Origin of the sequence: Limosilactobacillus mucosae (assembly GCF_046939755.1) — a bacterium.
In the GTDB taxonomy this organism is placed as follows: domain Bacteria; phylum Bacillota; class Bacilli; order Lactobacillales; family Lactobacillaceae; genus Limosilactobacillus; species Limosilactobacillus mucosae_A.
In genome coordinates this window covers 75,034-98,444 of record NZ_JBKZAY010000006.1, presented here as the reverse complement: position 1 = coordinate 98,444, position 23,411 = coordinate 75,034, and the positions used below count along the sequence as shown (strand labels likewise).

The following is a 23,411-nucleotide window of genomic DNA, read 5'->3' as shown; positions in this document are numbered from 1 at the left end:
GGTCAGTCGTAAAGTTGGCGCTGGATGGGTAGATGCCCTTTTGGTCCTTGCCTTCGGATTCACCGGCCAGCTGCTTCCACCATTCGGCAAACATCGTCATGTTTGGCTCGTAGTTTTCCAGCAGCTCCGTCGTAAAGCCCTTGCGGTACAAAATGTTGCGGTAGGCGGCGTATTGGTAGGCCTCGTTTTGCGTCAGGTCAGGGTTGGCGTATGCCTTTTCAGCATCCGCGGCCCCTGCCATCAGTTGATCAATGTCCGCACCCGAGGCAGCGATTGGCAACAGACCAACGGCACTCAAAACGGAGTAGCGACCGCCCACGCCATCTGGAATGACAAACGTTTCCCAGCCAGCCGCGTCGGCTTCGGTCTTCAAAGCTCCGCGCTTGGCATCAGTCGTAGCGTAGATCCGCTGGTTGGCACCGGCCTCGCCATACTTCTTGACCAGCAGCTCGCGGAAGATCCGGAAGGCAATGGCTGGTTCCGTGGTCGTACCAGACTTGGAGACTACGTTGACGGAGAAGTCGCGGTCGCCGATCAGCTGAACCAGATCATGCAGGTATGATGAACTCAGCGAGTTGCCGGCAAATAGAACCAGTGGGAATTTACGGTCTTCTGGCTTTTGCGAGTAGTAGAACGAGTTATGCAGAAAGTCGATGGCCATTCGCGTCCCCAGGTAGGAACCACCAATCCCAATGACAACCAGGACTTCAGAATCGGATTGAATCTTTTGGGCCGCTTTTTTGATACGAGCAAATTCTTCCTTGTCGTATTCGCTTGGCAGATGCAGCCAGTCGCGAAAGTCAGCGCCGGCCCCCGTGCCTTCGCGCAGCTCGCTGTCGGCCGCGTTGACCATGGCCTGCATTTCACCCAGTTCGTTTTCGTGCACGAATTTCTTCAGTGCACTGGCGTCAAATGATAGCTCTGTCATGATTAAACATCCCTCTACGTTTTTTTATTTTCTAACTTTTCGCTTATTTAAGCGCTTTTTTAATATAAAACCGTTTTCTTTTTATTTCAACCGGTTAAAACAAAACTGGCGAATGGTATAGCCCGTTGAAAACGTTTTACACAATGATCTTATCTAATTTTATATTTTTTTGGCATATTTTTATAATATAATTTCAATATGACTAATTTAAAGGAGTTGGGCAATTTTGAATAACCATCGCGCCCCCAAATTAGAGGATGTCGCCAAACTAGCTGGCGTTTCTAAGGCAACTGTTTCCCACGTATTGAATCGTCGCGGCTATCTAAGCCAAAAAACGATTACCAAAGTCGAAAATGCCGTCCGTCAGCTAAACTACCATCCCAACACCGTTGCCCGCCAGCTGTACAAACAAAAGACCAACATCATCGGCATGATTTTTCCGAGTGTTGACAATCCGTTTTTCTGTCAGTTGGAAGCCGAGATTGAGCATTGTCTTGATAAAGAAAACTATCGGGTTTTAATGTGCAACAGCAAGAATGATCCCGAAAAAGAAGAACGTTATTTAAAAAATCTGCTGACCCATCAAATCGATGGACTGATCATCGGTTCGCACAATCAGCATCTGCAAGGATATCAGCACCGCGAGCTGCCAATCGTTGCCATTGACAAGAATATCAACGAAAACGTTCCGGTTGTTTCTTCTGACAACTATCAAGGCGGCATGCTCGCAACACGCCGGTTAATCGCCGATGGGTGTCGGCATATTTTCCATACCAACGGTCCACTCGATTTTGATTCACCTACCCAAGAACGACGCCGGGCCTTTGAACAGGTTATGGCGGAAAACAATCTGCCAGCTATTACCTACCATCTGGACTTTACCGCGCCCTTTGAAGAAAAAGTACGCGTCTTTAGTCAGCTTTTCATTGAACATCCGGAAGTGGACGGTATCTTCGCGGCTAACGACATGGATGCCAGCCTTTTGATCTCACTTGCCAAAAAATTTGGCAAGCAGGTACCAGAGGATCTTAAAATTATCGGCTATGACGGTGCCAATACGACCCGCTTTCTGCGTCCTGAATTGACGACCATCAAACAGCCCATTAATCAAATCGCCCAGGTATCGGTTCAACTGCTACTGGCCCGCATCGATCACTGCCCGGTTCAATCAGTCGTCTTACCAGTTTCAATCGTTAATGGAACGACCGCATAACATTTTAATAATTTTTATTTCTCCATCTTAATTTGACAGTAATTTGATCCATTTCAATTTGGTAAGCGCTTGACATTCAAAATGTAAGCGTTATAATCCATTTCGTAAATTGATTCAAGTTACTTTTTTATTTGATCAATGTTTTAACCGGTTGAAACAAAGATGCTAAAAATTGATATTGGAGTGTTATTTATGACCCAAACACCTATCAAAGTTAATAATCAGCGCTATCGTCTCGGATATCATCTAATGCCTGCCAGTGGCTGGATGAACGATCCAAATGGCTTTTCATATTTCAAAGGCTACTACCACCTGTTCTATCAATATTACCCATACGCTTCTGAATGGGGACCAATGCACTGGGGACACGCTCGCAGTAAGGATCTGATCCATTGGGAAACGCTGCCCGTTGCCTTAAAGCCGACTCGTCCGCAAGATGGCTGTTTTTCCGGCAGTGCCGTCGTTTACCAAGACAAGCTCTGGCTGATTTATACTGGTCATCACGTGCTTGATGCCGAAAAAGACATCAACCGCCAAGATCAAAATCTCGCTTACAGCACCGATGGCATCCATTTTGAAAAATACGAGGGCAACCCAGTTATCGCCCACGCGCCAGAGGAAGAAAGTTCAGCTGACTTCCGTGATCCAAAGGTTTGGCAAGAAGATGATCATTTCAAAATGGTCGTTGGCAGTCGCGATCAAGCCGGCTTGGGGCGGGTACTGCTGTACGAATCACAAGATCTTAAGCATTGGGAATATGAAGGCACGGTTTCTGGTGCCAAAAGCGTTGATGAAGAAGGATTTATGTGGGAATGTCCCGACTTTTTCCGGCTCAATGGCCAAGACATTTTGCTGACATCGCCACAAGGCATCAAAGCAACCCAAGAGCAATTCCTTAACCAACACAACACCGGCTATTTTGTCGGCCAGTACTCGGCTACTGAAAAGCAGCTTGAACGCAACTCATTCACTGAACTTGATAATGGTCATGATCTCTACGCAACGCAGACATTAGTTGTTCCGGATGGTCGTCGCGTAATGGTTGCCTGGATGAATGCTTGGGATTCACCAATGACGGAAAAACCTGATGGCTGGTGTGGCGCAATCACTTTGCCGCGCGAACTGACCATTAAAAACAATCGGCTCTACCAGCATCCGGTAGCTGAAGCCCTGTCTTTGCGCGAAGCTGAAGTTATCAATCAAGAAATTGCTGAACCGCTGAATTGTTCATTAGGCCGCCACACCGAAGTCAAGTTAGACTTGGACGAATTGCCAACCGGAACAATTTTAAAGCTAGCCGATAAAAACAATGCCGGCTTTAGCATCGAAGCCGATCAAGACGGTCATCATTTGATCCTTACCCGCAACAGCGATCCCGAAAACAAGCGTTACGCCATGCTTGACGCAGCGGATAAAAAGCTAAGTCTGCGGATCTTTATTGACTCCAGCTCAGCTGAAATCTTTGTCAACGATGGTGAGGTTGTCTTTACCGAACGGATCTACTGGCAAGATAAGCCGGTACTTTCTTTGAACGGTTCGACCGGACATCTCCAAGCGTTTGAGCTGTCCTCGCAGACTAATAGCTACTAGAAATTTAAAGCAAATAAAGGAAATGATTGATTATGAGTGATGCAAATAAAAACGAACGCTCGGGGCAACTCAAAAACCCTTTCTACGTAAGCAATTCTCTTAATATTCTGTTATTCTTTGCCGGTTGGGGCATTTGGTGGTCATTCTTTCAAATTTGGCTGACCACCAAAGAAGGCTTTTCTGGTGCCCAGGTTGGTGAAATCTACTCATTCAACTCGGCTTTCACATTAGTTATGAACCTGGTTTACAGTAATATCCAAGATCGGCTCGGTATGCGTCGGAATCTGTTGATCTTCTGTGCTATTCTGCAAGTCTTTCTTGGACCTTTCTTCACTTTCTTATTCGTGCCAATGCTGCGGGCTCATTTCTTGATGGGCGCTCTGATTGGATCATGCTATCTAACGCTTGCCTACCTGTCAGCATCCCCAATGTTTGAAGCCTTAACTGAACGGGTAAGCCGTCGTTTCAACTATCAATATGGTTCCGCTCGTGGCTGGGGATCATTCGGTTACGCCGTTTCAGCATTAACAGCTGGTTTTCTGTTCACGATTGATCCGGCCCTGTTGTTCTGGCTTGGATCTGGAATTGCCGTAGTTCTGCTGATTTTACTTTTGTGCTGGAATCCAGCTCGTAACGAAAAAGATGTCGCTAAGTTTGAAAATCCAATGGTTAAGGAGCGTGAAAACACCAAGCCAGGTTCAAAGGACTTCTTAAACATCTTTAAGATTCGTAGTTTGTGGGAAATTGCAATTTTCTTAGTTTTCAGTGGTACTTTCTACACGATTTTTGACCAACAGATGTTCCCGCAATTCTTTACGCAATTCTTTAGAACTCAAGCTGTTGGTGACCATATGTATGGGATTCTAAACTCAGTCGAAGTGTTCCTGGAAGCGATCATGATGGGCTTGGTTCCGCTGCTGATGAAGAAAATCGGTGTACGGCGGACCATCTTGGTTGGGGTCACCTTTATGTTCATCCGAATCGGCGGCTGTGGTCTGATCACCAATCCGGTTGGCGTTTCGATCATCAAACTGCTGCATGCTCCAGAAACTGCGATCTTCTGTGTCGTTATGTTCCGTTACTACACGCTGCACTATGACCCACGGGTATCGGCTACCATCAACATCGTTACCGGGATCGCCGGTTCCTTTGGTCAGATTCTGCTTTCTACTCCTCTTGGTATTTTGCGCGACCACATCGGCTATCAGCCAACCTTCCTGGTCATTGCCGGCATTGTCTTTTGCGCTGGTATATACGGCTACTTTATCATTCGAAAAGACGATCAGGAAGTCAACGGCGAGAAGTTTTAAATGTGCGTCAAATTAAGGAGGTGGTGCTATAAAAATTTCTATAATTAATATCAACACCTTACAATTTCATCATTGATTATCAGAAATGCTCCCCTCATAAATTTTCTGATGGTCCACTTTGTTTTCCTAGCAGTCGAAGCATGCCCGTCTCCTTGCCGGCACGCTTCGACTTTGGCATTTTATTTTCAGCTGAGGCTTTTCAATGAGCAAATCACAACGGACTATTTCAACTACTGCATCGATCGGATATTTCATTATTTCATTGATTCTAAACGCATTTGGCAACGTCTTAACTCTCGAGACGAGTAGTCATATTCATCCAGCTATTTTAGGATCAGCATATTGGACAGCTGCTGAGGCTGATCTTGGTCATGCTGTTTTAGGCAACAATTCTTGGGTTTTATTTTGGGCCTTTTTCCTTCTAGGCGTCTTGATTGCCTTTTTAAATGCTATCTTGATGCATAAGCTCGATTGGCGACGAATTGGCGGCAATATCGTTTTTATGCTGCCATTTGCCCTTTTGATTCAATGGTTCAGCAACCTCTGTGATGCCTTCTTTCCACAATCAAACACCTTTTATTCAAACATCTGCTATATTTGCTTAAACTTTTTCGGCGTCTTTTTAATTGGAGTTGCAATCTCAATTTATCAACGGGTCAATATCGTCCTGCACGCCCAAGATGACCTCTTTCAAATTATTCGTTTTCGCTATACTAAAGGAAATGCTACCATCGCCATGTGGCTTTCCTATCTGCCACCAACAGTCATGGGCATTTTGGCCTGGATGCTTACCGGCCGAATTGAAAACATCGGTATTGGTACGATCTTTGCTTTCATTTTCCAAGGGTATTTTACCGGTTGGGCTGACCGGCACGTTTTTCCAAGATTGAAGCATCAAGCTCTAGACGTCGGCAACTAAATCCAACTCAATCGTCCAGCTGAGTTTAGTTTAAGAATGGAACCCATCAATGTCATTAATCGTTATATTTAAAATTTAAAACTGCCTCACAATTGCCGGAATCCCTCCAGCAATCATGGGGCAGTTTTTCAAATCTGATCAAGTTAGGCTTTTAAGAAGTTGGGATCTTCATAGGCCGGGTGCGGATAAGTATAGAATCCTTCACCTGCCTCAACGCCATAGTGACCGGCATCGATCATGGCCTTAAGCTTGTCGGCAATTGCCTTTTGCTCTGGCGTATCAGCATGGGAGCTGAAAATTGCCCAAACCGTCCGCAGACCAATCACGTCCATTGACATAAATGGTCCCATCGGCGCGCCGGTTGAATTCATCCAGTCTTTATCAATCGTAATCGGGTCAGCCACACCCTTTCCCCAAAGACCCAACGCCGCGTTCAGAAATGGCACGGACAGCGCGTTCATAATGTAGCCGTGCTGTTCTTTTTTCAAAACGATCGGCAGCATCTTGATTCCTTTGGCAAAAGCCACGACTTCTTGAATGATGGCCGGATCAGTCTGAGGCGTGCCGACGATCTCAGCCGTGTTAAAGACCCAGATATGGTTGGCAAAGTGCAGATGAAGAAACTTTTCAGGACGATCCACCAGTTTGACCAGCTGACTCGGTACATAGGTCGATGAGTTGCTGGCAATAATTGCTTCTTTAGGGAGAACCTGGCAGAGCTGCGCGTAGAAGTCCTTTTTCGTGTCTAGATTTTCGGGCACGGCTTCAATAACCAAATCGGCGTCCTTAAATGATGTTTCCCATTCATTGGTAATCGAGACAATGTTTTTCAAGCCGGCATCAAACTGCTCGTCGGTCAGCTTTAAGTCGTGCTTGTAAAATGGCCGCAGCGCCGCGATTCGCTTTTCGGCCCGTTCCGGATGTGGATTCCAGATGCGAACCTGGTAGCCGCACAGCGCACTTTGATAGGCAATCTGACTGCCCAGCGTTCCGGCCCCGGCAATCGTTACGTTTTTGATTGACATAATTAACAACCTCGCCTTCTTTTGATACTTCTAAATGTATTTTTATTATAAACTACTTTGTGATTTTTTGAAAGCGCTTCATAAGATACGAAATGTTGATAATCGATTGCCATTGTTGACTTTTTCTTCTTAAACCAGGTTGACAAACTTTGTGAAAAATAATTATTTTTGATATTTATCCTGACTTGCGATTATGTGATCCGCTTTTATCTTGGGGATGTCAACCACCATCGGCTAAAATCAATGGCTTGTGAGCAAACTATGCTAAAAATGCCGGCCAAGCGAATTTAATCAGCCTTTTAAAAATTTTTTGACTTTTTTCTGTTTTTTACTGGCATTTTCTAAATTATGTGTTAATATAATTAAGTACTTATTTGTTAAGTCATTCCGGCATAGCTCAGTTGGTAGAGCACCTGACTGTTAATCAGGTTGTCGTCAGTTCGAGTCTGACTGCCGGAGTAATTAGAAACAGCAGCGTCTGATTTGGCGCTGCTGTTTTTTTATTGAATCAAACTCTAAGCAGCGCCTTTCGACAAATAATCATTAGCCAACTAATCGTTCGTTTAAGAATCTTTTGATGCAACTTCTTGGTTTCAGCTATTTCGTTGGGAATTGGCCCCTTTTGTAATGTATAATCAATGCGGGATTCATTAGGATTTTCTTAATGATCAGTGCCGCATTCAAAATTCAGTATTCTAATATTAAGGGGAAAAACTCAATGCAGACACCAAGATTGCCAAAATACTTAATGCTGTCCAGTTTTGCACTTTTAACGACAACCACCAGCTTGATTTTCAACGATTCTGAAATCAAGGCTGACACTGCTGAGGATACGTCAGCTGCTTCCGTGAGTACAACCGTCAGCAATACCGTTGTCTTAAACCGTCCCGCGCAAACGGACGCCTTAAACAGCACGGTCGCCGATGCTGCCGCTAACTTCAGCAACTCTGCCGCGTCAGCAGTCGATGAGCAGAATGCCATTTCCTCAGCCAACGTCCCGACTGAGGTTACGACACCGGATACCGGCAACGTAATCCAGTCCGATGCCAGCTGGACGTTAAAAGGACTTGGCAATTACACCTTTGCTCAAGTTGATTACTACAATACCGACCAGACTGCCCAGCCAGCCGGTCAATTAACAATTAATGCCAGCGGTCAGCCGCACAGCTACTTTCCTAACGCTCAGTATGCCCGCGTCACGGTCAGTCGCGGCTCAGAAACGCTTTTTGATCAAACCTTTATCGGCGATCAGAGCTATCGATTCAATCAAACGCTACAGCTCCAAGCTGGCGATATTTTAAGTATTGAGCACGCAGAAGCCAAGACGCGCTATACGACCAATGATGATGCAACGATGAAGACCTCGGCTTTAGGTGATTTGAGCCGGTTCGTTTTCGTTGTAGCCAATAATCTTTCGTTAAAAAACATCAGTGACTATGCCTATCTGGATTCCAAGACCAAAAAGCTGATTGATAATGGCGCGTTGGCTTTTGGCGCGTCCGCCAGCGATGTTGCGACCCTGCAGAATCAGCTTGATAACCAGCAGGCTGATTTGACGACTGAACAAAGAGCCTTACTGCAGACACGACTGGATCAAGCTAAAGCACTGCTTGCCAGCACCACCAACAGCATTAACGTTGGCCAGACCATGACCTATCAAGGTTTCGTACTGTCACCTGATGCCAGCATTACGCAGACCAACAAAGAAGGCCGTTATATGGGGACCTACCATGATCGGCAGTCTTTGGGCATGGTACTGACGGATGGCGCTACAATCAAGATCCGGCGCCTTGACAACGGTTACTCAGGCAGCGTTTCAATTCAGCTGATTGGCAATTCTTCTAAAAAGATCGTGACTCAATCAGTAGGCACCGACTGGGTCGAGATTACAGCCAATGGCGATGCCGCGGTTTTCATGCGTACGCCTGAAAATGCTCAGACGACCGGGCCGCTGCTGGAATATGAGCTGGTTTCCGGAACGGCCAAGGAGCTGCCCGTCTTTACTGCTGACAGTGACCAATCTGCCGTCTTAAAACAATGGGACCAGAGCAAAGCCGCTTTTGCCTTGATGGATGCCAACAACATTGAGATTCTGATCCCTTATCAAGACATCAATACGGTTAAAAATACCGATATGAACAGTCTGATTGATCAATATGACAATCAGGTCTTCAAGCTTTACGATGAACTGACTGGCATCCCAACCAATACCATTCGCGACCAGCCAGTCAAGGGACGCTATTTTGCTTTTGCCGATCAAGATGGTATCGGCGCGGCCTACTGGTCAGTCAACTACACGGCTACCAACAGCAGCTCGATTGCTTCTTATCTGACGATCAACTGGCTGCCGCTGCATGAAATCGGCCACGGCTATGAGATCCCAGCCAGTGATATGTACATCATTGATTCATTCAATAATATTTACGGTACGCTTTATCAAAGTCAGTACAACAGCAACTTCACCACTGGAAGCTGGATCTTCGGAACTTCCAAAGACAGCACCGTGCAAAGCGTGGTGGATTCTGTACTGACCAAAAAACAAAGCTGGGCCGACCTTGGCTATCGAGAACGCCTGGTACTGTGGATGAATCTAGCCTACAACCTAGCAGGCACGGACGCGTTCAAGTACTTCAACGCTGATCATCGCACCAATGCCGTTGCTGGAAAGACAGTCAACCAGATCGGCAAGGATTGGATCAACGTCTATGCCCAGCATTATCAGCTTAACGTGACGCCTTTCTTTGAGACGATGGGCGTAAACGTTGATGACGTAACGGCGCTCAACTCATTGAACTATCCTGCCGTAGCCATGCTTACTCAAGTCGTGCCGGACGATCAATTGACGACGGTCATGCAAAAGCTGGGCTGGGATCAGGATTTTCTAAAGTCTAAGGTCGCCTTGATCACCAATGAACAGCTCGCGCCAACCGGTCTGACCAGCCACATTGTCCTAAACCTGACTGATGCCGATAAACTGATTGGCTCTTCCATCAAACTGATGAACGGTCCGCAGACGATTGTTACGATCCCCGTCACCTCAAATACCGTCGATTTGGGAACGCTGGCCAACGGAATCTATACCCTGACTACCGACAATCCAAACGTCAAGCTGACCGATCAGTACCTTTACGTTAAAGAAGATGCCACGGTCAATGAAGCCGTTGAATCATCCAGTCAGATTCTGCCAAGCATTGCCAGTCTGTTTACCGACGATACCTATCAAAAGCTGGCCGATACTGCCACGATCGAGCTTATCAACAGCGCGCGCAGTATGCTTAACGACCTGCAAAACGAGACGATCAAAAACGCCAACGAGCAGCTTTTGGAGCGCGCGGCCAGCCTGATCGACCAATGGGAATTCAATGGCTATGGCGGCTCATTCGCCTCCTATCGCTATCTGAACAATGACGGCACGCTACTGGCGACATTTACCAATCGCCAGCCGAATACCAACTATGGCAGCAATACCTATGTTACGGTGACGGTGACTGACGCTAATGGCAATCAAACCTACGAAAAGATCTTCTATGGCAACGTTGCTGAAACTGCCGGTACGACTGAAATCAAGCTTAATGCCGGCGATATCTTGACGTTTGATACTCATGACGGCATGCAGCTGGTCGAACCGGAAAGTCTTAAGGGCAGCAATTCGCGCAAGTTCGTCTATGAGGTTACCAAGAATCTTCATCTGCGGCTGATTGGCACCAATTCCAAACCAATCATCACCGCTCCAGCTACAGTTAATATCAAACAGGGGAGCACGTTTGACCAGTTGGCAGACGTCACGGCAACTGATGCTGATGATGGCACGATTACCCTGACTGCCGCGAACGTATCCGGTGTTGTAGACGTTAATACGCCTGGTACCTACTCTATTACCTATACCGTTGCTGACAGCGATGGTGCGCTCAGTGATCCGGTCACGACAATCGTCACTGTGGAAGCCGTTCAGGCGCAAATTACGATCAATTATGTTGCTGACGATCAAAACAAGGCTCAGATTGCCAGTCAAACTCTAACTGGTGGTATTGGCACCACGCAGCCTTACTCGATCAGCATTCCAGAAAACTATGAACTGGTTGCAAGCAATCTGCCTGCAGACGGCTTGCTGACCTTTAGCAAGCAGCCGACTACCTACACCGTACATTTAAAAAACGTGATGAAGACAGCCGAATCGCCAGCTGTTCCTGAATCTAATACACCGAGCGATTCTGATTCTCCAAGCCCTGCTCTGCCTGACTCGACTCCAGCTGATTCAAACAGTTCAGCGGCTGACAACCCAAGCCAGCCCGATTCTAACAGCTCGGCAGCTAAAACGCCAGCTCTATCAGACATTACCGATAATCCAGCCGATATGACTGTAATTGCTGATCAAAAATCTGCGACCAGCACCTCGACCCAACCAGCTGACCAAGCCACCGCTAATCAACAACTGCCACAAACTGGTAATCAGAATTCAGCCTTACTTGGTTTAGGGCTTTCTGCTTTGGCTGTCATGCTGGGAATTGGCGGTAAACTATTGAAACGGGATTAAAAATATTAATAATCCAGCCTGAAATGAGTATTTATTGATGATTATGGGACCTAACTATGGCATTCTGAAGTCAGTGTGATATAATTCAAACATAAATCATGACGAACGCACCTCGTCTGGTTTGGGCATGGAATGATTGCCTGCTGATGCAGACAATATCGCGACGATTGGTTGACAACCCCTGTGATAGCTGTGAGTGGACAGTTTCATTCAACCAATCCTCCCCATAATAAATAGTCGCGCAATCCATTGTCAAAATTATCAGGACCCCCCCTGGTATGAGAAAGAGCCGCTAAGAAACTCCCCTGTTTCCTAGCGGCTCTTTTGTTATTTTTAAATCAACCCCCTGCCGCATAGATTCTGAGACAGGGGGTATGTACTTATCAGTTATTTTGATCCTCATCAAGCAGCCGTGCCAGTTTTTGAGCTAGATGCTGTCGCTGCAAGGGCGTCATTTTAACCAACAGCTTATCAATCAGTGCCGGAGTGTGGTTTAAGATGTCTGCCAATACATCAGCTAGCCGTTCATCATCGGCCAGTGCCATCAATTCCTGTACCAGCTTGTCCACCTGACTGCCTGCAATCTCTTGACGGCTGACTGGCGCATCGTCTTTTGCTTCCAGTTGCGCCTGTGCCGCTGCTGCCTTAAAAAAGGCCCGGACCCGATCACCGCCATCACGAACTGCTTGACGATACAGATTCTCGTCCAACATTGAATAAATGCCTGCCACTTTAACGAACGTGCCCAACGCCAACATGGCATCGATTACCAGCTGCAAGTTCTCAGCTTTAATCTGACCATGTTCCAGCAGCCATTCAAATAGATAGGCCGTGGGGGCGGTCAAGTCGCTGGTTAAGGTTTCTGGATGGCTGGCAATCAGATAACGATTCAGATAGATGTCAGCTAAACGCAGATACTGCTGCATCTTGGTATCGTCAACTATTTCCGTCTGTTTTAGATATTCATGATAGCTGCGCAAAAAGGCATCATTAACCTGACGCATTTCCCGTACAACTGCAGCATAGCCCGGCCAAGCAGGCGTTTTTTGAATCTGATCATCCCATTGATGGAACAGGCGATAATCAAACTCCCATACTGACTTTTCTGCCATGCTGCCCTTTCTTTGGGCCGGCAAACGCCATTCTTGATTGATCTGATCTTTAAAACGAACGGCCGGTGCGATTTTTGGCTCCCGCAGATCACAAAAAGCCTTGGTACTGCTGCCCAGCGTCAAGGAAAGAATCCCCAACTGATTGAGCAGCTGGTCATCATCCAATCTTTCAATGTCGATCTTGGCCAACTCTGGCGCATAGGCACGAAAAGCTTTTTCAGCCAGGAAGTCGCCCGTCATGTTTTGATAGCTGACCTCACCGTGTGCTATGCAGTTGACGTATTCAGTAAGCTTAATCGAACTGATTCCCATTCCGGCCATCACAAACATTAAAACCTGTCTTAAAACCGAAACGGGACTGACCTTTAAAAACTCGGCACCCGGCAGCACGATTGGCATTTGCGTATTGCAATTGATACACAGCAGCATGCCATAATCCTGCATGGCTACCTCACGAATGATCCAGTCGCATAAGGACGTTTCCGGAACATATTGCGGCTTTGGAGCACTAATCAGTGTCTTTTTAAATGCAGGGGTGAGTTTTTTGCTGACAATTAGCATTTGTTAACACCACCTCTTATTTGGTTTATCAAGATATTATTACCTATTAAGAATAACGCAATTTAGGAAACATTTTCAACCGCTTTCAGCAAAATCTGTCGGATATTCTGGTAAAAGAAAGACACAATCAGCTTTTAAGCCATTTTTTATTCCAACAAAAAAGCATCAGCAGCTTCAGCTGATGCTTTTGCATGTTGCTAATTAAACAAATGCAGCTTCTCGATTCGCTCAACGGCTTCAACCAGACGCTTAGGCTTAATCAACAGACCAATCCGGACGTATCCCTCGCCGTGCTCGCCAAAGCCATTGCCAGGTGCTACGGCCACGCCTGCCTTATCCAACAGCAGATCAGCAAACGTCTCGCTGGTAAAGCCTTTTGGTACCGGCATCCAAGCATAGAAGGTTCCTTTTGGCGCATAGGCATGCCAGCCAATCTTTTCAGCAGCTTCGACAAAAGCATTGCGCCGTTTTTCGTAACGACGCACGATCTTTTGAATCTCAGCATCACGCTCCGGCTTCTTTAAGGCATCGATTGCAGCATACTGCAGTGCGGGGAACAGACTGACAAACAGGTGATCCTGAATCAGATTCAAGGCATGAATGATATCAGCGTTTCCTACTGCAAAAGCAATTCGCCAGCCTGCCATATTGAAGGTCTTAGAATAGGTGTAAAATTCAATCCCAACTTCTTTGGCGCCAGGCGTTTCCATAAAACTTACCGGCGCTTGACCGTCAAAGCCCAGCGCACCATAGGCAAAATCGCTGATAATGCCCACATGATACTTTTTGGCCCACTCAACCAGCTTGGCATAAAATTCCTTAGTTGCCACGGCACCAGTTGGATTGTTAGGATAGTTCAGATACATAAACTTAGCCCGCTTTGCCGTTGCTTCTGGAATCTTGTCCAGATCTGGCAAAAAGTCGTTTTCAGCCAGCAAGGGGAAGGTTTCAAAATTAACTTCACCTAGAGCCGCTCCCGACCAATAGTCAGGATAGCCAGGATCAGGCAACAGCAACGTGTCGCCTGGATTCATCAGCGCCCATGGCAATTCAACCAGTCCGATCTTAGAACCGCCTAGGATAACAACCTCGGTATCAGGATCAATTTGTGCACCATATTTTTCATGATAAAAGTCAGCCGCAGCCTGCTTAAATTCAGGGAGGCCTTGGAATGGAGAATACTTATGCGTCTTAGGATCAGTTACCCACTTTTGGGTGCTCTTAACGATATATTCTGGGGTTGGCTTATCAGGATTGCCCTGTCCAAGGTTGATAACGTCCACACCTTCTGCTACCTTGGCATTCACCTTAGCAACCAGATTGGCAAAAAACTGTTTTGGCAGTGTATCCAGCAGTTTTGATTGTTGAAATTCCATTATAATCTTCCTTTCAAAGTTTAGTCATATCAACACAGCAAGATTCAGTCATACAGGTCAGGACGCCGATCCTTAAATACCGGAATCGGACCCCGCACCGTCTTTAATTCATCCAGATCCAGCTCAGCAAGCGTCAGTCCCGCTTTTTCACCCGCATTGGCAATTACGTTTCCCAACGGATCGACAACCAGCGAGTGCCCGTTGTAGCTGTTTTCGGCGTCATGACCAACGCGATTGACCGCAACGACAAAAGCTTGATTTTCAATTGCGCGGGCCTTAACCAGTGCCTCCCACTGTTCAATTCGCGGCGTCGGCCATTCAGCAACGACATAGATTACGTCCGCTCCCTGCTTGGCCACCGTCCGAAACCATTCTGGAAACCGCAGATCATAGCAGATAAAACTGGCACTCTTGACGCCTTTTAATTCAAAAAAACTGCCTTGGCTGCCCGATTGAATGAACTCATCTTCATGCATCAGACCAAACAGATGCACTTTGTCATAGCTGCCAGCCAGGTTCCCGTTTTGATCATAGATATAGGTCGTATTGTAATATTGACCGCCAGCACGCACGGTGGCTACCGATCCACCCACGATGGCAATCTGATTTTCTTTGGCGGCCCGAGAAAGCGTCTGCTTGGTTCGCCAGCCATCTTGATCAGCCAGGCGTGCCAACTCAGTCAACGCATAGCCGGTATTCCACATCTCTGGAAATACCACTACGTCTGCGCCTGCTTTAGCCGCGTCTTTAACTGCTTGCGTGACCGTCTGATAGTTGCGGTCGGGATCGCCCAATGCAATGTCAATCTGTGCAGCTGCTACCTTAAACGTCATAAAATCACTCCTTAATAAAAAAGCTCGCCCCTAGTTAAAGGACGAGTTTTTCGTGATGCCACCTTTATTTGCCATCTTGTCGCCAAAACAGCCTTATCAAGTCATTGACTCAGCGAGATAACGGTCGCTTGCCGGTACTGATTACTCATTTCATCAATACGCCACTAATCCAAGACCATCTTCATTGCCAAAGTCTGCTTTTTTCCACCAGCCAAAAGCTCTCTAAATGACTTTACGCAACTACTCATCTTGGCGGCATCATTTCGATTTGATTATGAGTTAATTCTAATTATTTTTTAATTAATGTCAAGACCTATTTTAAAAATCACCAACCGCTTATCGGCAATTGCTGCTTTGCTCAATCAGCACCATTTTTGATTGATGCGATTTAAGAAGATCATCAGTCCACAGGCAATCCCAGCATAAATGGCACCCCCTGGCCCAACCGCGCTCAAACCATGCATTTTAACCAGCAGGCTGCCCGTTGCCGATCCCAGTGCAATGCCAAAATTGGAAAAAATCGAGTTGATTGAAGACGCCATAACTAAAGAAGCCGGATAGTCATGGGTGGCAATATCGATAAAATGCAGTTGAATCGGTGAATTGATCAGATACATCAGCGTGCCAATCAGCATGATCAAAATCAACGAAAACCAGCGCCAGTCAAGGCTGATCGCCAGCAACGCCAACGCAGCCAACTGAAGAATATGGACGATCGGCATTTTGCGCAGGCCGCCCAATTCAACCAGTCGACCCGAAAACTGATTGCTAAACAGCGACATCAAGCCATATAGAAATAAAAGCAGCGTAATTGCACCCGCCTTGAAATGCAGGGGTCCTGCCAGTATCGGTCTTAGATAGGTGTAGAAGGTATACGTCGCGGCTAGGTTAAACATTGGCAGCAGCATCCCGATATAGATGCGGCGATCACCAAAGATTCTAAACTGATCGCTGAAACGCTGCGATGCCCCTTGTCTGAGATCAATCGGCAGACTGGCCCGCATCGTAAATAAGATGACCAGGCTGACGATAACGATCACGCCAAACGTGGCCCGCCAGCCAAAATGCATTGAAATCCAGGTACCCACTGGAACACCAAAGACTGAGGCAATCGAAAAGCCGGAAAAAATCCAGGCAATCAGTCCCGCCCTTTTTTCAAGCGGCGCCAGACTGTTGGCAAATGTCGTTGCAATCGAGATAATCACTCCGGAAACGACTGCTGTAATTACTCGTGCGGCTACCAGCATTGAATAGGCCGGTGCGATCATAACCATTGCGTTGCCTAAGATAAAGATGACCCATAATACCAGCTCGACTTTCAACAGGCTGCGCGTTCCAATCAGCATCGTAATCAACGGCGTGCTGATTGCATAAACCAGCGCAAAGATCGTTACCAGCAAGCCCACAATGGTCACCGGCTCATTAAACGTCTTGGCAATATCAGGCAGCACGCCGACAATAATAAATTCGCTAAAACCCAGGGCAAAGGCAACCAATACCAACACCAGGCTCTGCATTCGATAACTTTTCACTTTTTTGTCCACTCCATAAATTCAAATCATTTTTAGTTTAGTCCGGTTTGGTTTAGTTAGCCAGTCCATCAATAAAAAAGATCCCTAATGCCTAAAACTTTAGACTGGGATCCGCTTAAAATATGTATCAGTTTTTGGCTTTTAAAAACTGCTTGCAGATGGCAACGATCCGCTCAGCAGCATGACCATCCCCATATGGATTAGGCGCTTGGACCATTTTTTGATAGACGGCTTGATCGCAAAGCAGCTCCTCCATTGCCTGAGCCACGCGATTCGGATCCGTCCCTACCAAGCGCAGCGTGCCTGCTTTGACGCCTTCTGGACGCTCGGTCTCGTCACGCAGCACTAGTACTGGTTTGTTTAATGATGGCGCCTCTTCCTGCACGCCGCCTGAATCGGTCATGATCAGATAGCTGCGCGCGGCCAGATTGTGAAAGTCAACCACGTCTAACGGAGCAATCAGATGTACACGGGGCTCGTCTTTAAATACCGCCTGCGCAATCTGCTGCACCTTTGGACTGAGATGCACGGGGTAAATAACTTCAATATCGGGATGACGAGCCACTTCTTTTTTAATGACCTCAAAGACCCGCTGCATGGGGGCGCCTTGATTTTCACGCCGATGCATCGTCAGCAAAATTATGCGCTGCTTGGGTGAAATCTTAGCTAAAACGTCATGGTGATAATCGCTCAGAACCGTGTACTGTAAGGCATCGATCGCGGTATTGCCGGTAATAAAAATCTGGCTAGCCGGATGATGTTCCTTTAGCAGATTTGCCTGACTGAGCTTAGTGGGGGCAAAATACAGATCCGCTAAGTCATCAGTCAGTTGGCGATTCATTTCTTCTGGATATGGCGAATATTTATCCCAGGTGCGCAGACCGGCTTCCACGTGCCCAATCGGAATGTGATGGTAAAACGCACTGAGGCTGGCCGCCATGGTCGTACTGGTATCACCATGCACCAGAATCAAATCAGGATTTTCCTGTTGCAAGACGCGTTCCATCCCCAGTAGAACCCGACTGGTAATCTGAGTCAGCGTCTGATTGGGCGCCATGATTTTTAAGTCATAGTCGGGCTTAAAATCAAACACTTTAAAAACCGTCTGCAGCATTTCACGGTGCTGACCAGTCGTCACGACGATTGATTCCAAATCAGGGGCTTGGGCCAGCTGTTTGATGACTGGCGCCATTTTGATTCCTTCTGGTCGCGTGCCAATAACCGTCATAATCTTCATTTTAGTTCAGTCCTTCCAACGCCGCGATCACGGTAAGCGTCGCGTCGTAATAGTTTTTCCTCGTCAGCGGCTTGCTGAAGATATACTTTTGACTGTCAAACAGATTGTCAAACCCTTCCCCACGATGTTGACTGACCGCGAAAAAGATCGGTGCCGAAAAGCTGGCCGACTGGTACTTGACCAGGCGCTTGCCGTTTAATGAATAGCCGGCCGTGACGTATTGTTGATGACTAAAGAAACGCAGCATCTTTTTCAATACTTTTTGAGCGCGCGGATCACCAGAGGATGCCAGCATCATTGGTACCCGGCAGGCATTAAAGTCATAGCTGCCATCCTGTTTGGTAGAAATCGTATTGGGTTTGACCGGCTTGGCCGAGTCACGCGTAATCCAGGCAAAATCAGGAACTAAGCCAGTGTGATGCTGGCGGCTCAGGTCAACCAGCCGATCCAGCATCACGTCATTAACTGCTTGCCAGCGTGAATCGCCCGTTGCCTTAGCTAAGATCTTAAACACATAGGGCATCACATCAGAAGTACGCATCAACCGCCAATATGGCGAGTCTTTGGTCACCCAGTCGCCAACCGTCAACGCCCTGGTCTGTGGATTATACTCATAAGTCAGAATGTCGCTGCTCAACTTTTGAGCCAAACCACGATAATAGTCTGCTTTTGCCGGCCACTGTCTGGCAGCTTGTGCCAATGCCATATCGATATACATATCGCCATCAGTCGCACTGTTGACGTCAGCTACCCACTGATGATGCCGATTATAATACTGCCGCCAAGACATCAGATAAGTCGGCGTCTGATGCTGATCGCCAACGTAATCACGATGCGCCAGCCAGTAATTGACAAAACGGTCAAAATCCTGCCGACTTGCCCAGCCTTTTTTGGCAGCCATGATCGTAATCCACATGCCATAGCCCTGCGACTCGGACAGTACAACCGGTTTTTGATGATTGTTGTTCGTACTGGTATTGACAAACGACTGATTGGATCTGGGGTGCATGACGTAGCTTTTTTCCCAGGTCCGATATATGTTCTGCTGTAGGTAGACTGGATTGGTTATCCGTACCCACAGCAAAGTCCCCAGATAAACCGCGGCAATCAGCCCAACGAAGATCCAGGTATATTTATTGAGCTTCATTAAAATCCCCCATCATCAGTCATCAAAACGCTTCGTCTTTACCCAAACATTGCCGTTTCGATGCAAGATCGCATCCAAAGTTACCGAGATAACTGCGTGAATGGACACGACGATAAACAGCTGTGAGTAGGTAAAATAAGAAGCCAAAGCAAGCCAAAGCTGATCGGTAGTCGCCTGGCCAAACTGTGTCGACATGGCAATGCTGATCTGCAGAACGTACAGGTTGATCATTAAGAGCCAGTTGAACAAAAGCAGCTGCGCAATCAGGATGTTGCTTTCGCCAAACGTAAACGGCACCGTCAGACTTGGCATCACCAACCGCAAAAGCAGCGTGACCACGTTGGCAAAAAAGATCACATCTGATAAGACAATTGCCGCGTTAAACCAGAAAAACGTACAGGAATAATAAAACGTCTCCAGCTTAACGCGCCAGTTGCTGCGGTCAAACAGATGTCTAAAATTATGGATCACTACTTGATAGTTGCCCTTGGCCCAGCGCAGTCGCTGAAAGTAGTAGTCATGTACTGTCTCCGGTTCCTGCTGAAAGGCCTCTGAATTGTACGCCAGCGCGATCAAACGGTTCTGTTGCATGATCTTAAACGAGATGTCGGTATCTTCCGTCAATGCTCCATTGCGCCAACCGCCAATTGATTTAACGAATCTGGTCTGAATAATGAAATTGGTTCCCGGAATCCGGCCAATCTTAAACATATGCCAGATTCCGCAATGCTGAATTCGCTGGGTTACAACGATTTCTTGATTAATACAGCGCGTCAGAAAGTTCTGCTGCGCGTTGCGGGTTTTGTTGCGGCCAAATACCGCCACATAGCGCCGCGGATCTTCCAGCGCTTTTTGTACCAAGAAATACAAGGCATTGCGCTCGGGAATGGCATCTGCGTCGTAAACGCCAATATATTCGCCATGCGCGATCTTTAGGGCATCGTTGAGCACCCCTGCCTTGCCGCCCGTGCCATGACGATTGATGATCTTGACGTTGCGGCCAAAATAACGGGGCTGCTCAATCAAACGGTACATTTCTTTTAGCGTGTCATCAGTACAGTTGTCGGCGTACAGCAGCAGCTCGACCTTGTCCTGCGGGTAGTTGAGCTCCAAAATCGCCTTGGCAGTCTGCGCGATCACGATTTCTTCATTATGCGCCGGCACGACCAGGGTAATCATGGGATAACGCTTCAATGGCAAGACATCCGCACGAATCCGACTGTGCTTGAACCAAAAACTGGTTGCTCCGCTCAGCGTAATGATCGACATCAACAGTGAAAGCCAGATTGACACCAGCGTCACGACCATCATTATTTCACTGATCATCGTCTGATTTCACCCCCAGTTCTCTGAGCCGCCGCTTAATATGCTCTTTGGGCGGCAGCTTCAAAAGGGCATCTTCGGCCTGTGTCAAGTCGTTTTTGACTGGGCCATGCGTCTCCATTTCTTCAATGCGATAGTAGATGATCCAGTTGCAGACAAACAAAATGATCACCGCCAATAAAAAAAGCAGCGTAATTGCCGTCGCCAGCCAAAAAAAGATCCTAACCATCGATCATATTTCCTTTCAGATACTCAGTGACAATGTCAGTCTCCATTTCGCGTTGCAGATGCCGATCCACCTTTTCAAACGTCATAAAGTGCGTAACGTTTTGCCGATCAATCTTTTGCGTTCCCCATTTATACTGAGCCGTGGCACCATTCACCTCGATCTTAGCGAGCAGGCGTTTGGTCTGATCGTTCAGCTGTTCCAATACGTGATCCGACAGTTCATGCGAGATAATCATAAACGTGGCATTACCAAGATAGTAAAGCGATTCAGAAGGCAGCCGGTCGATTTTTAAAACGCGGGCGATCTCTTGAAGCACCTGATTATACTCCTGCTCGTGAAACTGCTGAAACTGGGTGCTGTGCGTCCAATGTACGGCCGATACGCTGGTCCAGAGATTGACATCATCGCGATCATGAATATACAGCATGCACTTTTCGTACAACTTAACCGCATTATAGCGGGTCAGCAGCTTAGTGACGGGATCATAGTGGGCCGCATATGACTGAATCTCGCTGCGGTTTTTGTCCAGCCAGCCCCAGCCGGTAATCATTTCTCTGGCGACCAAAGTTAATGAGGCAATTACGGGAAAAGTAATCAGCAAAGCCAGTTTGATCGGGGCCGCGATCACTACGTAGCCAAGCAGCAGAATCGCACTGCCCAGCGTCGTTAATGCAATGATCAGCCAGCTGATTAAAATACTGGGAATCATCATCCCTACCAAAACACCCAATCCAATCATAACGGCCATGGCAATCATCATATTGGTCTGGTAAAGCGATGACCAAATGATCAATGCCATCGAAGCGATGATCACCATCAAAATCGCCAATTGAAAAAACAGAATCGAATGGCGGCGAAACATTATCATCCCTCCATAGTTAATTTTTCTCATTTTAAAATATAATCACATTTACCAAAAGTTACAATCTGTGCATTTAACGGTCGTTAGATAATTAGAGTCCGATTAACCTTATCAGCGATATCAAAACGGCTTTACTCCTATGATTATTTTTATAAATAAATTTTTTTGGAACTTTTGATTAAAATCGTCATAAATGCGCAACGCGTCTTTCTGATGATGATTTGCCTGCTTTCAATTGTATTTTCTCAACTAAAAACAGTTTCTGTAATCAATTCGCTTGGTTAAATTAAAAAAACTGCCAGCTACACAGCTGACAGTCCGCATTTCATTAATTATAATTGTTGGCTGAAAAATCAATGAAACTAAACTCAATAATCATTCGCATTACTTGTTTTCATTAACGGCATCCGACAAAGCCTTTCCCAGACGTTTCAGACCTTCTTCGATCTTGTCTTCCTGCATGTTGGAGTAGTTCAGACGGAAAGTACCTGGTTCTGGCTCGCCGGCAAAGAATGGATCGCCAGGCACGAAAGCAACCTTTTCCTTCAAGCACTTCTTGAACAGCTCAACCGTGTCCGTAACTCCAGGAACCTTAACCCAAAGGAACATCCCGCCCTCTGGATTCGTGTACTTGACACCTTCTGGGAAGTACTTCTTCATGCCTTCAATCATCAGATCCTTGCGCTTGCCATACAGAGCACTGATTTGGTCGACGTGCTTGTTGATATCGTTTTGGGCAAAGAATTCAACAACCGCCCATTGTGCCAGTTGGTCAGTGTGCAGATCGGTCGACTGCTTTAAAACCGTCAGCTTGTCAATGACTTTCGGATCACCCAATACCCAACCCAAACGGAAACCAGGCGCCAGGATCTTGGAGAACGTGCTCATGTACAAAACATGGTCAGTGGTATCAAATGACTTGATGGCCGGCACGTGTTCGCCTTCAAAGCGAATATCACCGTATGGGTTGTCTTCCAGCACCATAACGTCATATTCAGCAGCCAGTTCAGCAATGCGCTTCCGACGATCAGCCGGCATCGTCTTGCCAGTTGGGTTTTGGAAATTGGAAACCGTGTACAGCAACTTAGCCTTTGGGTGGTTCTTCAGCGCTTCTTCCAGGGCATCGACACGCAGCCCTTGATCATCTTGAGCCACGGACACAAACTTGGCGCCATATGAACGGTAGACATCCAGCGCACAAAGGTAGGTTGGGTCTTCCACCAGAACTTCATCGCCTTCATCAATAAAGGCCTTGCCGACCAGATCCAGCACTTGTTCAGAACCAGTCGTTACCATGACGTTTTCTACCTTTGAATCAATGCCTTCGCGTTCCTTAACGCGCTTGGTAATCAGTTCGCGCAGTTCCGTTACCCCGCGCGATGCACCATATTGCATGGCTTCGCGGCCGTGTTCATCGAAAACAGTGTCGACCGCTTTTTTCATTTCTGCGACGGGGAACAGTTCTGGCGCTGGCAGGCCCCCGGCAAATGAAATTACTGATGGATCAGCCGCCGCTGCCAGGATTGCCCCAACTGCGTCCGTACCATCTGCAGGAACCCGTTTTGAAAATTGAACCATTCCGATCACTCCTATTCATTCTTAAAAACAAATTATTAATGAATCTCATTAAATTTTAATATGGCTATTATAATAGTCGCATTTTTTTAATTCTGCAAGTCC

Annotated in this window: 17 protein-coding genes, 1 tRNA gene and 1 other annotated feature; of the genes, 6 read left to right on the top strand and 12 right to left on the bottom strand. The window is 46.8% G+C overall.

All coding sequences use genetic code 11. From position 1 onward, the window contains the following. A partial coding sequence (locus tag ACLUWI_RS03765; protein ID WP_412146204.1) for a glucose-6-phosphate isomerase occupies positions 1 to 928 on the bottom strand: 928 nt, incomplete at its 3' end. Between the two features lie 226 nt (positions 929 to 1,154). Here ACLUWI_RS03765 and ACLUWI_RS03760 point away from each other — a divergent pair. The 4 genes from ACLUWI_RS03760 to ACLUWI_RS03745 all read left to right on the top strand — a co-directional run bounded on the left by ACLUWI_RS03760 (position 1,155) and on the right by ACLUWI_RS03745 (position 5,960). Continuing rightward, positions 1,155 to 2,141: a LacI family DNA-binding transcriptional regulator gene (locus tag ACLUWI_RS03760; RefSeq protein WP_412146203.1), complete on the top strand. Its 987-nt coding sequence runs from the start codon at positions 1,155 to 1,157 to the stop codon at positions 2,139 to 2,141. A 192-nt stretch (positions 2,142 to 2,333) separates the two neighbouring features. Further along, positions 2,334 to 3,731: a glycoside hydrolase family 32 protein gene (locus ACLUWI_RS03755; protein WP_412146202.1), complete on the top strand. Its 1,398-nt coding sequence runs from the start codon at positions 2,334 to 2,336 to the stop codon at positions 3,729 to 3,731. A 32-nt stretch (positions 3,732 to 3,763) separates the two neighbouring features. Then, positions 3,764 to 5,041, top strand: coding sequence for an oligosaccharide MFS transporter (locus ACLUWI_RS03750; RefSeq protein ID WP_412146201.1), 1,278 nt, complete (start codon positions 3,764 to 3,766; stop codon positions 5,039 to 5,041). A gap of 202 nt (positions 5,042 to 5,243) precedes the next feature. After that, positions 5,244 to 5,960, top strand: coding sequence for a fructose permease (locus ACLUWI_RS03745; protein WP_412146200.1), 717 nt, complete (start codon positions 5,244 to 5,246; stop codon positions 5,958 to 5,960). A gap of 143 nt (positions 5,961 to 6,103) precedes the next feature. On the opposite strand, the gene ACLUWI_RS03740 is transcribed toward ACLUWI_RS03745, so the two are convergent. Beyond that, complete coding sequence (locus ACLUWI_RS03740) at positions 6,104 to 6,985, bottom strand: 3-hydroxyacyl-CoA dehydrogenase (protein WP_169462460.1); 882 nt, start codon at positions 6,983 to 6,985, stop codon at positions 6,104 to 6,106. 386 nt (positions 6,986 to 7,371) lie between these two features. On the opposite strand from ACLUWI_RS03740, the gene ACLUWI_RS03735 reads away from it, so the two are divergent. Together ACLUWI_RS03735 and ACLUWI_RS03730 are read left to right on the top strand one after the other, a co-directional pair. Next, positions 7,372 to 7,444, top strand: a tRNA-Asn gene (locus ACLUWI_RS03735). 259 nt (positions 7,445 to 7,703) lie between these two features. Next, on the top strand, positions 7,704 to 11,519 hold the full coding sequence (locus ACLUWI_RS03730; protein ID WP_412146199.1) for a putative mucin/carbohydrate-binding domain-containing protein: 3,816 nt from the start codon (positions 7,704 to 7,706) through the stop codon (positions 11,517 to 11,519). Between the two features lie 383 nt (positions 11,520 to 11,902). Here ACLUWI_RS03730 and ACLUWI_RS03725 read toward each other — a convergent pair whose 3' ends face one another. The 10 genes from ACLUWI_RS03725 to ACLUWI_RS03680 form a co-directional block, all read right to left on the bottom strand. Beyond that, on the bottom strand, positions 11,903 to 13,192 hold the full coding sequence (locus ACLUWI_RS03725) for a hypothetical protein (RefSeq protein ID WP_412146198.1): 1,290 nt from the start codon (positions 13,190 to 13,192) through the stop codon (positions 11,903 to 11,905). 197 nt (positions 13,193 to 13,389) lie between these two features. After that, the gene (locus ACLUWI_RS03720) at positions 13,390 to 14,568 is read right to left on the bottom strand and encodes a pyridoxal phosphate-dependent aminotransferase (RefSeq protein WP_412146197.1); all 1,179 of its coding nucleotides are present in this window, start codon (positions 14,566 to 14,568) and stop codon (positions 13,390 to 13,392) included. 44 nt (positions 14,569 to 14,612) lie between these two features. Beyond that, on the bottom strand, positions 14,613 to 15,401 hold the full coding sequence (locus ACLUWI_RS03715) for a carbon-nitrogen family hydrolase (protein ID WP_412146196.1): 789 nt from the start codon (positions 15,399 to 15,401) through the stop codon (positions 14,613 to 14,615). A gap of 34 nt (positions 15,402 to 15,435) precedes the next feature. Continuing rightward, positions 15,436 to 15,666, bottom strand: a binding site (T-box leader). A 97-nt stretch (positions 15,667 to 15,763) separates the two neighbouring features. Continuing rightward, on the bottom strand, positions 15,764 to 16,933 hold the full coding sequence (locus tag ACLUWI_RS03710) for an MFS transporter (RefSeq protein WP_412146195.1): 1,170 nt from the start codon (positions 16,931 to 16,933) through the stop codon (positions 15,764 to 15,766). A gap of 127 nt (positions 16,934 to 17,060) precedes the next feature. Beyond that, the gene (gene wecB / locus ACLUWI_RS03705; RefSeq protein ID WP_412146194.1) at positions 17,061 to 18,170 is read right to left on the bottom strand and encodes a non-hydrolyzing UDP-N-acetylglucosamine 2-epimerase; all 1,110 of its coding nucleotides are present in this window, start codon (positions 18,168 to 18,170) and stop codon (positions 17,061 to 17,063) included. 1 nt (position 18,171) lies between these two features. Beyond that, positions 18,172 to 19,317, bottom strand: a complete 1,146-nt coding sequence (locus ACLUWI_RS03700) for a glycosyl hydrolase family 8 (RefSeq protein WP_412146193.1) — start codon at positions 19,315 to 19,317, stop codon at positions 18,172 to 18,174. Between the two features lie 15 nt (positions 19,318 to 19,332). Next, positions 19,333 to 20,643, bottom strand: a complete 1,311-nt coding sequence (locus tag ACLUWI_RS03695) for a glycosyltransferase family 2 protein (protein ID WP_412146192.1) — start codon at positions 20,641 to 20,643, stop codon at positions 19,333 to 19,335. Next, entirely contained in the window at positions 20,633 to 20,869 is a 237-nt protein-coding gene (locus ACLUWI_RS03690; protein WP_412146191.1) for a hypothetical protein, read from the bottom strand. Before ACLUWI_RS03690 ends, ACLUWI_RS03695 begins: the two co-directional genes overlap by 11 nt. Further along, positions 20,862 to 21,731, bottom strand: a complete 870-nt coding sequence (locus ACLUWI_RS03685; RefSeq protein WP_412146190.1) for a hypothetical protein — start codon at positions 21,729 to 21,731, stop codon at positions 20,862 to 20,864. The genes ACLUWI_RS03690 and ACLUWI_RS03685 overlap by 8 nt, the downstream gene beginning before the upstream one ends. 384 nt (positions 21,732 to 22,115) lie before the next feature. Then, positions 22,116 to 23,309 carry a PLP-dependent aminotransferase family protein gene (locus tag ACLUWI_RS03680; protein WP_412146189.1) on the bottom strand — a complete coding sequence of 398 codons (1,194 nt, stop codon included), beginning with the start codon at positions 23,307 to 23,309 and terminating at the stop codon, positions 22,116 to 22,118. Positions 23,310 to 23,411 lie beyond the last annotated feature (102 nt).

Coding starts and splice junctions, on each gene's coding strand:
- ACLUWI_RS03755 (WP_412146202.1), top strand. CDS start 2,334: ATGACCCAAACACCTATCAAAGTTAATAATCAGCGCTATCGTCTCGGA.
- ACLUWI_RS03750 (WP_412146201.1), top strand. CDS start 3,764: ATGAGTGATGCAAATAAAAACGAACGCTCGGGGCAACTCAAAAACCCT.
- ACLUWI_RS03745 (WP_412146200.1), top strand. CDS start 5,244: ATGAGCAAATCACAACGGACTATTTCAACTACTGCATCGATCGGATAT.
- ACLUWI_RS03740 (WP_169462460.1), bottom strand. CDS start 6,985: ATGTCAATCAAAAACGTAACGATTGCCGGGGCCGGAACGCTGGGCAGT.
- ACLUWI_RS03730 (WP_412146199.1), top strand. CDS start 7,704: ATGCAGACACCAAGATTGCCAAAATACTTAATGCTGTCCAGTTTTGCA.
- ACLUWI_RS03725 (WP_412146198.1), bottom strand. CDS start 13,192: ATGCTAATTGTCAGCAAAAAACTCACCCCTGCATTTAAAAAGACACTG.
- ACLUWI_RS03720 (WP_412146197.1), bottom strand. CDS start 14,568: ATGGAATTTCAACAATCAAAACTGCTGGATACACTGCCAAAACAGTTT.
- ACLUWI_RS03715 (WP_412146196.1), bottom strand. CDS start 15,401: ATGACGTTTAAGGTAGCAGCTGCACAGATTGACATTGCATTGGGCGAT.
- wecB (WP_412146194.1), bottom strand. CDS start 18,170: ATGAAGATTATGACGGTTATTGGCACGCGACCAGAAGGAATCAAAATG.
- ACLUWI_RS03700 (WP_412146193.1), bottom strand. CDS start 19,317: ATGAAGCTCAATAAATATACCTGGATCTTCGTTGGGCTGATTGCCGCG.
- ACLUWI_RS03695 (WP_412146192.1), bottom strand. CDS start 20,643: ATGATCAGTGAAATAATGATGGTCGTGACGCTGGTGTCAATCTGGCTT.
- ACLUWI_RS03690 (WP_412146191.1), bottom strand. CDS start 20,869: ATGGTTAGGATCTTTTTTTGGCTGGCGACGGCAATTACGCTGCTTTTT.
- ACLUWI_RS03685 (WP_412146190.1), bottom strand. CDS start 21,731: ATGTTTCGCCGCCATTCGATTCTGTTTTTTCAATTGGCGATTTTGATG.
- ACLUWI_RS03680 (WP_412146189.1), bottom strand. CDS start 23,309: ATGGTTCAATTTTCAAAACGGGTTCCTGCAGATGGTACGGACGCAGTT.